Genomic DNA, 13617 nt, shown 5'->3' on the forward strand with positions numbered 1-13617 from the left:
GATCGCTTGATGCTCAGTAGTTGTCAAGGCGGTTCCAGAGCTACTCAGCATCAAGTGATCACCGGACGCCCGGGCGACGCCGGACCAGATGCCGGCCCAGGTGGCGCAGGTTGGATGCCTCGGAGTAGAGCACCGCGTTGATCGCACCCACCGCCACCCCGGGTGCTCGCTGAACCCGCTCGACGTCCTGGACCACCCGGCCGATCAACGTCAGCCGACAACGGAGATCGAACAGCTCCCTGCGCGCGCAGTGCAGCGCCGTCTCCAGTCCCCCGACCCGCTCCCGCAACCACGCCAACTCCGTCGCCTGATCCATCGGGCCTCCTCCCAGCATCCGCGATCGCTGACCAATTCGGCCCGAGCCCCAGCCGGGCCGATGAGTTCACCTTCACCCGTTCGGAAGGACTGCGCAAGTAGGTAGACGCAATTAGGCATTCCTGATCGCCCTACCGTCAGGTGATGGGTGAGGTCCCGGGTCCACTGGTCGGTCCGCACGAGTTGCAGGAGTTGCTCGGCGGCGTGAGCCGGTCCCGGATGCGTCAGCTCATCCGCTATCCGACCTTCCCCGCGCCGTTCCAGCGGCTGCACGGGACCACGGTCTGGCTGCGTGCCGATGTGGAGGCGTGGATCGCCGAGCATCGCCCGCCGCGTCCCACCGACGGCGACGAGGCCGAGTAGTTCGCACTCCCGCCTCACGACGGAGCGAGATCTCGCAATCTTGGACACTTTCCGTTAGCTCGGCGGAAACTGTCCAAGATCTCCGCGCGTCCGGTCACTGCGGCAGCGCAGGTCCAAGATCTCCGCGCGTCCGGTGACGGAGGCAGCAGCGCACCTGGCCCGGGCCTGACTGCCCCGGGCTGCGGTTCCGGAACGCCGCGACGACCCCCGTGTCGGCAGCTGATCACGACTTATTGACATGCTGCCAACAGCGCGCGAGGGTGGTGCACATGCCGACCCCCCCGCCCGACGGCTCCCCCTCGCCCTGGCGCGAGCCGGAGCATGACGACCTGGCCGAGCTGGCCCGCACCTTCTTCACCAAGGAGGTGTTGCCGCACGCCGAACGCCTTCAGGAGCAGGGCCACCCGGACCGCGAGCACTACCGGCGCGCCGGTGAGCTGGGGCTGCTCGGCCTGTCGGTCCCGGAGGAGTACGGCGGTGGAGGCGGCGGGTTCACCCACGAGGCGGTGCTGCTGCACGAGCAGGCGTACACCGGGGAGAGCAGTCTGGGCCTCGCCGTTCACAGTGGCATCGTCACCGGCTACCTGGTGGCGTACGGCAGCGAGGAGCAGAAGCGGCGCTGGCTGCCCGGCCTGTGCAGCGGTGAGCTGGTCGGCGCGATCGCGATGACCGAACCGGACGGCGGCTCCGATCTTCAGGCGATGCGGACCCGGGCGGTCCGCGACGGCGACGACTACCTGGTCACCGGCGCGAAGACGTTCATCACCAACGGTGGCCTGGCCGACCTGATCATCGTGGCCGTGAAGACCGACCCCGAGCAGCGGGCGGCCGGCGTCTCGCTGCTGGTCTGCGAGGTGGGCGGCGACCCGGAGGGCTTCCGGCGAGGCCGGCTGCTGTCCAAGATCGGGCTGCACGCGAACGACACGGCGGAGTTGTTCTTCGACGAGTTCCGGGTGCCGGCGGCCAACCTGCTCGGCGGCGCCGAAGGGCTGGGCTTCGTCCAACTCATGCAGCAGCTTCCGCAGGAACGGCTGGTCATCGGCGTTGGCGCGGTCGCCGCCATGGAACGGGCGGTCGCGCTGACCGTCGCGTACGCCAAGGAGCGCACCGCCTTCGGCAAGACGCTGATGGGTCACCAGAACACCCGGATGGTGCTCGCCGAGTGCGCCACCCGCGCCCGGGTCAGCCGGGTCTTCCTGGACGACTGCATAGTCCGACACACCCGTGGCGACCTGGACGTGGCTACCGCGGCGATGGCGAAGTCGTGGCTCACCGACGGGCAGTGCGAGGTCGTCGACAGGTGCCTTCAGCTCTTCGGTGGCTACGGCTACACGACGGAGTACCCGATCGCCCGGATGTACGCCGACGCCCGCGTCCAGAAGATCTACGGCGGCACCAACGAGATCATGAAGGAGTTGATCGCCCGTGCCCTCTGAGGCGTACGTCTATGACGCGGTCCGCACCCCGCGCGGACGCGGCCGGGACACCGGCGCGCTGCACGGGGTCAAGCCCATCTCCCTGGTGGTCGGCCTGATCGACGCGTTGCGGGAGCGTAACCCCGGCCTGGACGTCGGCCGGCTGGAGGACCTGCTGCTCGGCATCGTGACCCCGGTCGGCGAGCAGGGCGGCGACCTGGCCCGGGCGGCCGCGCTGCTGGCCGGGCTGCCGGACCAGGTCGGCGGGGTGCAGCTCAACAGGTTCTGCGCCTCCGGGTTGGAGGCGGTCAACTCCGCCGCCGCGCGAATCCGCTCCGGTTGGGAGCATCTGCTGCTCGCCGGCGGGGTCGAGTCGATGTCCCGGGTGCCGATGGGCTCCGACGGGGCGGCCTGGGCCACCGATCCGGAGACCGCGCTGGCCACGTCGTTCGTGCCGCAGGGCGTCAGCGCGGACCTGATCGCCACCCTGGAGGGCTTCACCCGCGACGACGTGGACGGCTACGCGCTGCGGTCACAGGAGCGCGCCGCCAAGGCGATGGCCGGCGGATACTTCGCCCGCTCGCTGGTGCCGGTCCGCGACGGCAACGGCCTGGACATCCTCACCGTGGACGAGCACCCGCGCCCGGAGACGACCCGGGAGGCGCTGGCCAAGCTCACCCCGTCGTTCGCCACGATGGGTGAGGCGGCCGGCTTCGACGCGGTCGCGTTGCAGAAGTTCCACTGGCTGGAGGCCATCGAGCACGTCCACCACGCGGGCAACTCGTCCGGCATCGTGGACGGCGCGGCGCTGGCGCTGATCGGTTCGGAGCAGGTTGGTCGGGATCTCGGCCTCACCCCGCGCGCCCGGATCGTCGGCGCTGCGGTCACCGGCGCGGACCCGACGCTGATGTTGACCGGCCCGATCCCGGCCACCCACAAGGCGCTGGCCGTAGCCGGGCTGACAGTCGACGACATCGACCTGTTCGAGATCAACGAGGCGTTCGCCGCGGTGGTGCTCAAGTACGTGCGCGACCTGGGCCTCGACCCGGACCGGGTGAACGTCAACGGCGGCGCTATCGCGCTCGGCCACCCGCTCGGCGCGACCGGAGCGATGCTGCTCGGTACGGCGTTGGACGAGTTGGAGCGCCGTGACCTGCGCCGTGCCGTGGTGACCCTGTGCATCGGCGGCGGCATGGGCGTCGCCACAGTTCTCGAGCGCTGCTGACCCGGAGGACGACAATGACAAACACCATCCGGTACGACCGCGGCGCCGACGGCATCGTCACGCTCACCCTGGACGACCCCACCCAGTCCGCCAACACCATGAACCGGGCGTACGCCGCCTCGATGAGCGCTGTGCTGGACCGGCTGGAGGCCGAGAGCGATCTCGTCGGCGTCATAGTGACCAGCGCGAAGTCGACCTTCTTCGCGGGCGGTGACCTGCCCGAGATGATCCGGGCGACCCGCGCCGACGCGCCCGACCTGGCCGACCTGCTCGGCGCCATCAAACGGGACCTGCGCCGGCTGGAGACGCTGGGCCGACCGGTGGTCGCCGCGGTCAACGGCTCCGCGCTCGGCGGTGGCCTGGAGATCGCGCTCGCCTGCCACCACCGGATCGCGCTGGACACCCCCGGCAGCCGGCTCGGGCTGCCCGAGGTGACGCTGGGCCTGCTGCCCGGGGCGGGTGGCGTCACCCGGACCGTGCGGATGCTCGGCCTGGCCGGCGCGCTGACCACGGTGCTGCTCACCGGCCGGCGGATGCGCCCGACCGAGGCGCTGTCGGTCGGGCTGGTCGACGAGGTGGTCGCCACGCCCACCGAACTGCTGGACCGGGCACGGGCCTGGATCGCGGCGAACCCGCACCCGGCGCAACCGTGGGACCGGCCGGACTATCGGATACCCGGCGGCACCCCGGCAAGCCGCTCGCTCGCCGCACAACTGCCCGCCTTCCCGGCGACGCTGCGCAAGCAGCTCAAGGGCGCCCGGCTACCCGCACCCGAGGCGATCCTGGCCGCCGCCGTCGAGGGCGCACAGGTCGACCTGGAGACCGCCCTGACCGTGGAGACCCGGCACCTGATCGGGCTGCTCACCGGGCAGGTCGCCAAGAACATGATCGGTGCGTTCTTCTTCGACCTGAAGGCCGTCAACGGTGGCGCGGCCCGACCGACCGGTGTGGACGCCGCACCGGTACACCGGGTGGCGGTGCTCGGTGCCGGCATGATGGGCGCGGGCATCGCGTACGCCTGCGCCACAGCCGGGCTGGACGTCGTGGTCAAGGACGTCACGCCGGAGGCCGCCGGCCGGGCCCGCGAACACGCCGAGCGCCTACTGGCCCGCGCCGTACGCAAGGGCCGCACGACCGAGGCGGACGCCCGCGCCGTACTGGATCGGATCACCACCACCGACCAGGCGGACGCGCTGGCCGGCTGCGACGCGGTCATCGAGGCGGTCTTCGAGGACCCGGCGCTGAAGCAGCAGGTCTTCGCCGAGGTGCTACCCGTCCTGGCACCCGACGCGCTGCTCGCCTCCAACACCTCCACCCTGCCGATCACCGGCCTGGCCGCCGGCGTGGACCGGCCTGCGGACTTCATCGGCATGCACTTCTTCTCGCCGGTGGACCGGATGCCGCTGCTGGAGATCGTGGTGGGCGAGCGGACCGGGGACGTGGCGCTGGCCCGGGCCTTCGACCTGGGCCGGCGGATCGGCAAGACCCCGATCGTGGTCAACGACGGCCGGGGTTTCTTCACCAGCCGGGTGATCGGCAGGTTCATCGACGAGGCGGTCGGCATGGTAGCCGAGGGTGTCCCCGCCGCATCGGTGGAGCAGGCCGCCCTCCAGGCCGGCTACCCGACCGGGCCGCTGGCGCTGGCCGACGAGGTCAGTCTCACGCTGATCCAACGGATCCGCCGCCAGTTCGAGGCGGCCAGCGAGGAGTTCCGCCCGCTGCCGGCGCACCGCCTGGTGGACGAGCTGGTCGACGCGTACGACCGGCCGGGGCGCGCCGCCGGACGCGGCTTCTACTCCTACGACGAGGGTGCCCGGGGCCGGCTGTGGTCCGGGCTCGCCGACCTGATCACCGACGTGGGTCGGGCGGTGCCGTTCACCGACCTTCAGGAGCGGATGCTCTTCGCCGAGGCGCTGGACGCGCTGCGCTGCCTCGACGAGGGGGTGCTGCGCACCGAGACCGACGCCAACATCGGCTCGATCCTCGGCATCGGCTTCCCGGCGTGGACGGGCGGGGTGATCCGCTACGTCCGGCAGTACACGGGCGGCCCGGCCGGCTTCGCGGCCCGTGCCACCGAGCTGGCCGACCGCTACGGCGACCGGTTCACGCCCCCCGCCGACCTGGCCGACCGGCTCGCCGCCCTGCCGGGCCCGCCGTCGGGAGCGCCTGACGATGGCCGCCTTCGGGCCGAACCGGCGGGCGTCGCGTGACGGCGTCCCGCGGCGGGCCGCTGGCCGGGGTGCGCGTGGTCGAGCTGGCCAGCCTCGCCCCGGCGCCGTTCGGCTGCATGGTGCTCGCCGACCTCGGCGCGGACGTGGTGCGGGTGGACCGGCCGGGCGCACCGGGAGCGGGCCGGCTGGCCGCACCGACCAGCGGGCCGTTGCAACGCGGCCGGCAGGTCACCGCGCTGGACCTCAAGTCCCCGGCCGGGGTGGCGGACCTGCTGCGCCTCGCCGAGCGCGCGGACGTGCTGGTCGAGGCGTACCGGCCGGGGGTGGCCGAGCGGCTCGGCTTCGGGCCGGAGGTGTGCCAGGCCCGCAACCCCCGACTGGTGTACGCGCGGATGACCGGCTGGGGTCAGGACGGCCCGCTGGCAGCCCGAGCCGGGCACGACATCGACTACATCGCGGTGGCCGGGGCGTTGGAGCCGCTCGGACGGGCCGGCGAACGCCCGTACGCGCCGATGAACCTGCTCGGCGACTTCGGCGGCGGCGGGATGCTGCTCGCCGTCGGGGTGCTGGCCGCGCTGCTGGAGCGGGAGCGCTCCGGCTTCGGCCAGGTGGTCGACGCGGCGATGGTGGACGGCTCAGCGCTGCTCACCTCGTTCCTGCACGGGCTGCTCGGCGCCGGCCTGTGGGCCGCCCCACGCGGGGGCAACATGTTCGACGGCGGGGCCCCGTTCTACGACACGTACGCCACCGCCGACGGTGGATTCATGGCAGTCGGCGCGATGGAACCGGCCTTCTACGCCGTACTGCTCACCGGCCTCGGCCTCGCCGACGACCCGGACCTGCCCGCCCAGTACGACCCGAGCGGCTGGGACGAGCTGCGCCGCCGGTTCACCGAACGGTTCGCCCAGCGCACCCGGGACGAGTGGACGGCTGTCTTCGCCGACCTGGACGCCTGCGTCGCGCCGGTGCTCGCCCCCGGCGAGGCGCACGCCCACCCGCACAACGCGGCCCGGGGCACGTTCGTCGAGGTGGGCGGCGAGATCCAGCCGGCCCCCGCACCCCGCTTCGACCGCACCCCGACCGCGCGGCCGACCCCGGCACCCGATCTGGAGCAGGACGTCCTACCGGTCGAGGAGATTCTCACCGCCTGGCGGTGAGCCCGGCGGCCGACGGCAGCGCCGATCCACAGGGGACTCGGCGGGGCACCTCCACGGGTGTCACGTTGATACCGTCGTCCTGATCGTGAACTGGCAGACCAAAGGGGACGAGCATGGCGAGCGGAATCGACCCGGCCGGCCTCAGCCGCTCACTCGAAGAGGCCATGCGCCTGCTCGGCCAGATTCCGGGTACCGCCACGCCACAGCCGGACGACGCCGACGAGCAGGATGACCGTGCCACACCCGCGTTCGATCAACTGACGGGGCGGGGCACCGGCGGGAATGGTCTCGTCGAGGCGGAGGTCACCGCCTTCGGCGCCCTGCAGACCCTGGTGATCGATCCGAGCCTGTCCCGGGCTGGCACCGGTGCCATCGCCGAGTATGTCCTGGAGGCGGTCCAGGCAGCGCAGGCCGACGAACGCGCCCGCAGAGCTGAGCTGACGGCGGCCGCTCACGTCGACACCGTGGCCCTCGGCAAGCAGCTCGAACGTGTCTCGGAAGACGCATTCCGGGGTTTCCAGCAGATGATCGGCGACCTCGACGTCGTCACCCGCCGGACAGGCCCGCGCTGAGTCATGTCCGACGGGATCCAGGTCGACCTCGACGCTCTCCACGGCGCGGCGGCGTCGCTCGCGACAACCGGCCAGCAGCTCGGCGCGGAGATCGCCAGCCTCGAGTCGACTGTCAACGGGGCGGGTAACCCGTGGGGCGACGACGAGGCGGGCTCGCTCTTCGGCGCCGCGTACATGGAAGTCCTCACCCACGCGCTCGACGTCTACCGGTCGATGGCCGACCAGTTGTTGGAGGCCGCCGGGAACCTCGACGCCAGTGCCGACGCCCACGAGACGACCGAAATCGCGAACACCGAGCTCTTTACGAGGATGGAGCTGCCCAGTGGGTATGCAACTCCCTCCTGAACTCGCCGAGGCCCTGGGATGGGTCGGGTTCACCTGGCCGGCCGCCGACGAGGAGTTGCTTTTCCAGGCGTCCCAACTGTGGTTCGCGTTCGCCGGCCGGCTCCGCACAGCGGTCGGGGAGGCGGAGGCGGGCGCGGCGAAGGTCGGGATGACGAACAGCGGGGACGACGTCCGCGCGTTCGAGCAGGCGTGGCAGGACGAGGAGGGTGCACCGCGCCGGATGGAGGACGGCGCGCAGGCTGCCGAGCTGATCGGCATGGCGTTGCTGGTGATGGCCATCATCACCCTGACCCAGAAGGTCCTCGTCATCGTCCAGCTGACGATTCTGGTGGTTCAGGTAGCGATCGCGTTGGCAGCAGCGGCACCCAGTCTCGGCTCCTCGTTGGCCTCGATCCCCGTATCGATCGGCCTTGCCCGGATGGCGATCCAGCGGATCATCAAGGAGATCATCGAGCGGGTCGTCAAGGAGATCATTCCGCGGTTGTTGAAGCGTGCAAAGACGCTGCTACGCCGTTTCAACCGCAAGGGCGCGAAGCCGGGTGGCCCGGGACGACCCGCTGTACCCGGCCCGCACACCTCCCCGCGCTACCATCACACGAAGCCGATGCTCGACAAGTACCGCAACGAGCACCTGCCCGGAGGGCACTTTCCGACGGCGGTGCGCCGGCTCAGTCCAGAGGAGCTCGAACAGCACCGGGTCTTCTTCGACAGCAACGGCATGTTGCGCAGCGCCAGAAATGGCGAACCGTTCGACACGTCGAGCGCCCAGACCGTGTTCAGCGGAAACGGTCAGGCGATCTTCGTGATGGACCGGAACGGCAACCTCTACGCGTCCAACTACCAGAAGGTCGGCGATTTCCACCACTCCACTTTGGGCAACGGGCAGCCGGTCGCCGCGGCGGGCGAGCTGGTCGTCAAGGACGGTAGGGTCCAGTACGCCACGGCGCGCAGCGGTCATTACCAGCCCGACGTGAGCCACATGGCCAATCTCGACGCCGAGTTCAAGCGCAACGGTGTGGGCGGGGTTCCGATCCTTGCCTGGGACGGCAGCCAGATCTTTTAGGGGAGTCGACGAGCATGGGTACGGACAGTTGGAAGGGCCACGTGAACGGGATCCTCTACGGGATTCAGTTCGACCGGGTGATCGACGACTCGGTAGTGGCCCGGGTCGTCGACGGGGTGACCGCCGGGCTCTACCCGGGCGACCGGGCTGAGACGCGGGACGCGTTGGAGCAGGCGCTGCTCTATTCGGGCCCGCTGAACGACCAGGCGGAGACGCCCCACGGTGAGGACGAGATCCGCTCGTTCTTACGCCAGCTCTCCGCCGCACTGGCAACCCCGCCTTCGAGCTGATCAAGAGGTTTGCGTCAAGGAATCGCCTTCCGGTGACGCAAACTTCTTGATCAACGGAGGTGGGGACGGGCGGGGGCGGTGGGAGTGGTACCAGGTGGCGAAGAGGGCCGCGGCCAGGAGCAACTCGGCCAGGTCGCCGCCGTAGTACATCAGTTGGGCGGCCGAGCGGAACGCTTCCGGGTCGCGGTCGGTGAGGCCGGGCGGGAGGGTTTCGGCCTGGGCGTACAGGTACTTGGCCAGCACGGCGTGGCCGGCCGCCGCGCCGAGGAGGGCACCGATTCGCACCGCCAGTCCCGGGCGGCGCGGTGCCGGGTCCGGCCCGGCCAGCGACCAGGCGAAGAAGTACCCGGCGGCCAGGTAGTGCAGGTGTACGGCGTGGTGTAGGACGGGTTGCCGTTCGGCCGCCGCGTACAGCGGGGTGAGCAGCACCAACGCCAACCCGCCGGTGGTCAGCAGCGCGGCGGTGGCCGGGTGGGCGAGCAGGTGCAGCGGGCGCGCGCGCAGCAACCGGCCGACCGCTCGGCGTACCGGCGGCGGCGCGACCCGCAGCAGCAGCGTCACCGGGGCGGCGAGCACCAGCCCCAGCGGGGCCAGCATGCCGAGCAGCAGGTGCTGCGCCATGTGCCCGCCCGGGTTGTCGGGGAGTTGGGCGAGCGGCCCGACGGCGACCGCCAGCAGGGCGCAGCCGACCAGCCAGGAGGCGGTCCGCCGATGGTCCCACCCCCGCGGGTCCCGGACGCCGGCCAGCACGTAACCGACCGCCAACAACGCGACCGGGACCAGCGGGAACCAGGTCGGCCCGGCCGCACCGTGTCCGGCGTGCGCCAGCGGCCCGACCGCCGTCATCGGGGGCCGGCGTCGGGCCGGCGGGAACGGGCCCGCCACAGGACAGCCACGCCGGCCAGCAGCAGCACCGCGCCGGCCGCGATCCACAGCACGTCGTACGGCAGCAGGTGTACGCCGTAGCGGATCTGGTGCAGCCGGAGCACCTTGTGGTCGACGATTCCGTCGAAGAGCTGGAATCCGCCGGCGCCGAGCAGGAAGCCGCCCCAGGCCAGCCGGCTCGAGAGGGCGCTCCGTCGACGCAGGTCGGCGAACCAGAAGAACCCGCCGACCAGGGCGATCACCTCGGCGGCGTGCAGCAGCCCGTCCGAGAGCAGCGCCATCGAGGGGGTGGAGCGGTCGTAGAAGTGGTGCCAGGCGAGGAGTTGGTGGAAGACGATCTCGTCGACCGCCGCCATGATCGCGATGCCGATCAGGACGCCGACGAGGGTGGAGGAACGGACGTCGACGATGCGTTGGCTCGACGCGCGTGAACCAGCCATCACACACCTCGCATCCACGTCAGGCGGGCCTCAAATTACCCCGGAGCAGACAAACCATGCCGCCGAAGCTGATGACGGGCACCCAACCGGGCGTGATCAACACGAGTTTGGCGAAACCGGGGTGTCCGCCCGGGTTGGATACCGCGACTTCCGGGAAGCCGTGTTGATCAAGCCGGCGGTGCCGCGTGGATCAAGCCGGATCAGCGTGGGTGGGAGGGCCGGACGGGCCGGCCACATCCCCGTTTCGTGGCTCCCGGGCCACTGACGGCATGATCATGGAGCCTGGAGGGGCAGCGACAGCCAGATCCAGAGAAGGAGGTGCCCGTGCCGGACGCGGACGAACTCGTCGCCAACGCGCTCGCGGCGGTGCGCGGCACTGACGTACGGCAGGCCGAACGGCAGCTGGACCAACTGATGGTCGGCACCGGCGCCGCGGACGGCAGCACGGCGGTGGACGCCGCTCTGCTGCGTCGCCTGGTCCGGGCACTGGGTCGGCTCTGGCCGCGCGGTTGGCAGCCGGTCGACGTGGACCGGATCACCAGTCGACGGCTCGACGGCCGCGCGGCGCGGCTGGTCCGTGCGGCGATGGCCGCCCAGCGGCGTGACCAGGCCGAGCCGGTCCCGGCCTGGTGGGACGACCAGTTACGCGAACTGGTGGCCGCCGAGGGCGGTGCCGACGGCAGCGTGGTGGCCGGTTGGGCCAGCCGGGAGGGACTGGACCGGGCCGACGCGCTCCGCTCGGCAGTGGACGCTCTCGCGCTGGTGGAGAGCCTGCCGCCGATCGCGGTGCTGCGCCCACCACCGGGCACGAGCGGCGCGGCACTGCCCCGCACGGCGGGCACGGCTCGCAGCGGGTCGCCGATGCTGGATCGGGTGCGGGCGCTGCTGGCGAAGGCCGAGTCGACGACCTTCCCGGCGGAGGCGGAGGCACTGACGGGAAAGGCCCAGGAGCTGATCGCCCGGCACAGCATCGACGAAGCGCTGCTGGCGGCCGGGTCCGAGCGCGGGGACCTGCCCGGCGGGGTACGTCTGAGCACCGACACCCCGTACGCGGGCGCGAAGGCGCTGCTGGTGCAGGAGGTGGCGGCGGCGAACCGGTGCGAGGCGGTCTGGTCCGACGATCTGGGCTTCGCCACAGTGCTGGGCTGGCCGGCCGACCTGGTGGCGGTCGAGTTGCTCTACACGTCGCTGCTGGTCCAGGCCACGGCGGCGATGCTGCGTGGCCGTGCCGAGCGCCGGTCGGGGTCGGGGCGGCGGACGAAGGTCTGGGACGAGTCCTTCCTCAACGCGTTCGCGCTGCGGATCGGCGAGCGGCTGCGCACGGCCACCGAGGCGGCGACCAACGCGGCGGACGAGGCGGCGGCCGAGACGGCCGGGGCGGAACGGCTGTTGCCGGTGCTCGCGGCGCGGGGCGAGGCGGTCCGGGAGCGGTTGGACACGCTCTTCCCCGGCGTCACCCGGCATCGGCTCAGCGTTCGCGATGCCGAGGGCTGGTCGTCCGGCACCTCGGCCGCCGACCGGGCCTCGCTGGACGTCGGTGGCGCCCGGAAGCCCCGACAGGTGCCCGGCCGACCCGATCCGCGCTGAACCGTCCGGCGTGGGAACGCCCCCGGCGGATGTTTCTGCGATTTTCTTCGGTACGCGGTAGGGATCGGGAGATCGGCTCCGACCCTCCGGTGAGTCGCGCCCCGATCGGGGTGCGGCCAGAGCCTGAGGAGCAATCGCCGTGAAGTACATGCTGCTGATCTGGAACCGGCCCGGCTTCACCGAGAGTCTGAGCGAGCAGGAGCGCACCGCCCTCTTCGGTGAGGTCGACGAGATCATGAAGGAGCTGACCGAGACCGGCGAGCTGATCGGCGGCCAGGCGTTGGCGAATCCGTCGCAGACGTTGACGGTCCGGCTCGTGGACGGCAGCCCCGAGGTCCTCGACGGCCCGTTCATGGAGAGCAAGGAGCAGTTCGCCGGCTACCTGGCCGTCGACTGCGACAGCCCGCAACGGGCTGCCGAGATCGCGGCCCGCTGGCCGGACGTCCGGTACGGCGGCGCGATGGAGGTCCGCCCGATCATGGACGAGGCCGGGACGGAGATGTGACCGAGGACCGGACGGTCGAGGATCTGCTGCGCACCTTCGCGCCGCAGGTCCTCGGCCTGCTGGTCCGTCGGCACGGACAGTTCGACAGGTGCGAGGACGCGGTCCAGGAGGCGCTGCTCGCCGCTGCGACGCAGTGGCCCGGGCAGGGCGTACCGGACAACCCGCGCGCCTGGCTGCTCACCGTTGCCACCCGCCGGCTCACCGACGAGTGGCGCAGCGAGAGCGCGCGCCGGGACCGCGAGGCGGCGGTGGCGCGGCGCGAGCCGGCGTACGCCGGGGTGGCGCCCGCGGCGGACGCGGAGCCCACCGTTGCGGCCGACGACGACACCCTCACGCTGCTGTTCCTCTGCTGCCACCCGGCGCTGCCCGGCTCGGCGCAGGTGGCGCTCACACTGCGGGCGGTCGGCGGTCTCAGCACCGCCCAGATCGCCCGGGCGCACCTGGTGCCCGAGGCGACGATGAGTCAACGGATCCGACGGGCCAAGCAGCGGATCGAGGCTGCCGGGGCACGGTTCACGATGCCCGGGCCGGCCGAACGGGGCGAGCGGCTGGGCACGGTGCTGCGGGTGCTCTACCTGATCTTCAACGAGGGCTACACCGCGTCCAGTGGCCAGGACCTGCGCCGGGCCGAGCTGACCGGCGAGGCGATCCGGCTGGCTCGCATCCTGCGCGGGCTGCTGCCCGACGACGGCGAGGTGACCGGGCTGCTGGCGCTGATGCTGCTGACCGATGCGCACCGGGCGGCCCGGGTGGGGCCGGACGGAGAGTTGGTGCCGCTGGCGGAGCAGGACCGTTCCCGGTGGGACGCCGCCGCCATCGCGGAGGGGGTAGCGCTGATCACCGAGGCGCTGACCTGGTCGCCGCCCGGCCCGTACCAGCTCCAGGCGGCCATCGCCGCTGTGCACGCCGAGGCGTCGACGGCGGCCGAGACGGACTGGCGGCAGATCGTCGCGCTCTACCGACTGCTGGCCCGGATCGCGCCGAACCCGATGGTCACCCTCAACCAGGCGGTGGCGGTGGCCATGGTCGACGGGCCCCGGGCCGGCCTCGCCCTGCTCACGCCGTTGGACGCCGACGAACGCACGGCCGGGCACCACCGGCTGGCCGCAGTCCGGGCTCACCTGTTGGAGCTGGCCGGGGAGGTCGGTGCGGCGCGGGAGGCGTACCTGGTGGCGGCGCGGGGCACCACGAGCCGGCCCGAGCAGCGCTACCTGGAGGTGCGGGCGGCCCGGCTGACCGGGCAGGGCTGAGCGACGTCTCCTTGCCGCTTTGGCAACAATTGTC

Annotated in this window: 15 protein-coding genes; 12 read left to right on the forward strand and 3 right to left on the reverse strand. The window is 71.8% G+C overall.

What is annotated here, in order from left to right:
- Positions 1-58: 58 nt before the first annotated feature.
- The gene (locus ACFYPG_RS08685) at positions 59-316 is read right to left on the reverse strand and encodes a hypothetical protein (RefSeq protein ID WP_387351196.1); all 258 of its coding nucleotides are present in this window, start codon (positions 314-316) and stop codon (positions 59-61) included.
- Positions 317-459: 143 nt separating this feature from the next.
- Between ACFYPG_RS08685 and ACFYPG_RS08690 the strand changes: the two genes are divergently transcribed.
- The 9 genes from ACFYPG_RS08690 (at position 460) to ACFYPG_RS08730 (ending at position 8916) form a co-directional block, all read left to right on the forward strand.
- A complete protein-coding gene (locus ACFYPG_RS08690; protein ID WP_357758754.1) occupies positions 460-678 on the forward strand; it encodes a hypothetical protein in 219 nt (72 codons plus the stop codon).
- 269 nt (positions 679-947) lie between these two features.
- A complete protein-coding gene (locus ACFYPG_RS08695; RefSeq protein ID WP_387351198.1) occupies positions 948-2114 on the forward strand; it encodes an acyl-CoA dehydrogenase family protein in 1167 nt (388 codons plus the stop codon).
- Complete coding sequence (locus ACFYPG_RS08700; protein ID WP_355005020.1) at positions 2104-3318, forward strand: acetyl-CoA C-acetyltransferase; 1215 nt, start codon at positions 2104-2106, stop codon at positions 3316-3318. The genes ACFYPG_RS08695 and ACFYPG_RS08700 overlap by 11 nt, the downstream gene beginning before the upstream one ends.
- Before the next feature lie 14 nt (positions 3319-3332).
- A complete protein-coding gene (locus ACFYPG_RS08705) occupies positions 3333-5528 on the forward strand; it encodes a 3-hydroxyacyl-CoA dehydrogenase NAD-binding domain-containing protein (RefSeq protein ID WP_387351201.1) in 2196 nt (731 codons plus the stop codon).
- Entirely contained in the window at positions 5525-6646 is a 1122-nt protein-coding gene (locus ACFYPG_RS08710) for a CaiB/BaiF CoA-transferase family protein (RefSeq protein ID WP_355005018.1), read from the forward strand. The genes ACFYPG_RS08705 and ACFYPG_RS08710 overlap by 4 nt, the downstream gene beginning before the upstream one ends.
- A gap of 113 nt (positions 6647-6759) precedes the next feature.
- Complete coding sequence (locus tag ACFYPG_RS08715; RefSeq protein WP_387351203.1) at positions 6760-7218, forward strand: YbaB/EbfC family nucleoid-associated protein; 459 nt, start codon at positions 6760-6762, stop codon at positions 7216-7218.
- 3 nt (positions 7219-7221) lie between these two features.
- The gene (locus tag ACFYPG_RS08720) at positions 7222-7563 is read left to right on the forward strand and encodes a hypothetical protein (RefSeq protein WP_355005016.1); all 342 of its coding nucleotides are present in this window, start codon (positions 7222-7224) and stop codon (positions 7561-7563) included.
- Positions 7564-7711: 148 nt separating this feature from the next.
- Positions 7712-8626 carry a hypothetical protein gene (locus tag ACFYPG_RS08725; protein WP_355005015.1) on the forward strand — a complete coding sequence of 305 codons (915 nt, stop codon included), beginning with the start codon at positions 7712-7714 and terminating at the stop codon, positions 8624-8626.
- Between the two features lie 41 nt (positions 8627-8667).
- A complete protein-coding gene (locus tag ACFYPG_RS08730) occupies positions 8668-8916 on the forward strand; it encodes a hypothetical protein (protein ID WP_355005014.1) in 249 nt (82 codons plus the stop codon).
- On the opposite strand, the gene ACFYPG_RS08735 is transcribed toward ACFYPG_RS08730, so the two are convergent.
- The gene (locus ACFYPG_RS08735; protein WP_355005013.1) at positions 8917-9762 is read right to left on the reverse strand and encodes a cytochrome c oxidase assembly protein; all 846 of its coding nucleotides are present in this window, start codon (positions 9760-9762) and stop codon (positions 8917-8919) included.
- Entirely contained in the window at positions 9759-10241 is a 483-nt protein-coding gene (locus ACFYPG_RS08740) for a DUF2243 domain-containing protein (RefSeq protein ID WP_355005012.1), read from the reverse strand. The genes ACFYPG_RS08735 and ACFYPG_RS08740 overlap by 4 nt, the downstream gene beginning before the upstream one ends.
- Positions 10242-10565: 324 nt before the next feature.
- Here ACFYPG_RS08740 and ACFYPG_RS08745 point away from each other — a divergent pair, with 324 nt between their 5' ends.
- The 3 genes from ACFYPG_RS08745 to ACFYPG_RS08755 all read left to right on the forward strand — a co-directional run bounded on the left by ACFYPG_RS08745 (position 10566) and on the right by ACFYPG_RS08755 (position 13583).
- A complete protein-coding gene (locus ACFYPG_RS08745; RefSeq protein WP_355005011.1) occupies positions 10566-11828 on the forward strand; it encodes a DUF2786 domain-containing protein in 1263 nt (420 codons plus the stop codon).
- 148 nt (positions 11829-11976) lie between these two features.
- A complete protein-coding gene (locus ACFYPG_RS08750) occupies positions 11977-12333 on the forward strand; it encodes a YciI family protein (RefSeq protein WP_355005193.1) in 357 nt (118 codons plus the stop codon).
- Positions 12330-13583 (forward strand): RNA polymerase sigma factor, encoded by a 1254-nt coding sequence (locus tag ACFYPG_RS08755; protein ID WP_387351206.1) that lies wholly within the window; start codon positions 12330-12332, stop codon positions 13581-13583. Before ACFYPG_RS08750 ends, ACFYPG_RS08755 begins: the two co-directional genes overlap by 4 nt.
- Positions 13584-13617: the final 34 nt, after the last annotated feature.

This window comes from Micromonospora sp. NPDC005553, assembly GCF_042871765.1.
Classification (GTDB): Bacteria; Actinomycetota; Actinomycetes; order Mycobacteriales; family Micromonosporaceae; genus Micromonospora.

Bases quoted from the DNA above. Each gene is read 5' to 3' on its own strand.
- ACFYPG_RS08740 (WP_355005012.1), bottom strand. From the start codon at position 10,241: ATGGCTGGTTCACGCGCGTCGAGCCAACGCATCGTCGACGTCCGTTCC.
- ACFYPG_RS08685 (WP_387351196.1), bottom strand. From the start codon at position 316: ATGGATCAGGCGACGGAGTTGGCGTGGTTGCGGGAGCGGGTCGGGGGA.
- ACFYPG_RS08690 (WP_357758754.1), top strand. From the start codon at position 460: ATGGGTGAGGTCCCGGGTCCACTGGTCGGTCCGCACGAGTTGCAGGAG.
- ACFYPG_RS08725 (WP_355005015.1), top strand. From the start codon at position 7,712: ATGACGAACAGCGGGGACGACGTCCGCGCGTTCGAGCAGGCGTGGCAG.
- ACFYPG_RS08735 (WP_355005013.1), bottom strand. From the start codon at position 9,762: ATGACGGCGGTCGGGCCGCTGGCGCACGCCGGACACGGTGCGGCCGGG.
- ACFYPG_RS08750 (WP_355005193.1), top strand. From the start codon at position 11,977: ATGCTGCTGATCTGGAACCGGCCCGGCTTCACCGAGAGTCTGAGCGAG.
- ACFYPG_RS08695 (WP_387351198.1), top strand. From the start codon at position 948: ATGCCGACCCCCCCGCCCGACGGCTCCCCCTCGCCCTGGCGCGAGCCG.
- ACFYPG_RS08705 (WP_387351201.1), top strand. From the start codon at position 3,333: ATGACAAACACCATCCGGTACGACCGCGGCGCCGACGGCATCGTCACG.
- ACFYPG_RS08720 (WP_355005016.1), top strand. From the start codon at position 7,222: ATGTCCGACGGGATCCAGGTCGACCTCGACGCTCTCCACGGCGCGGCG.
- ACFYPG_RS08715 (WP_387351203.1), top strand. From the start codon at position 6,760: ATGGCGAGCGGAATCGACCCGGCCGGCCTCAGCCGCTCACTCGAAGAG.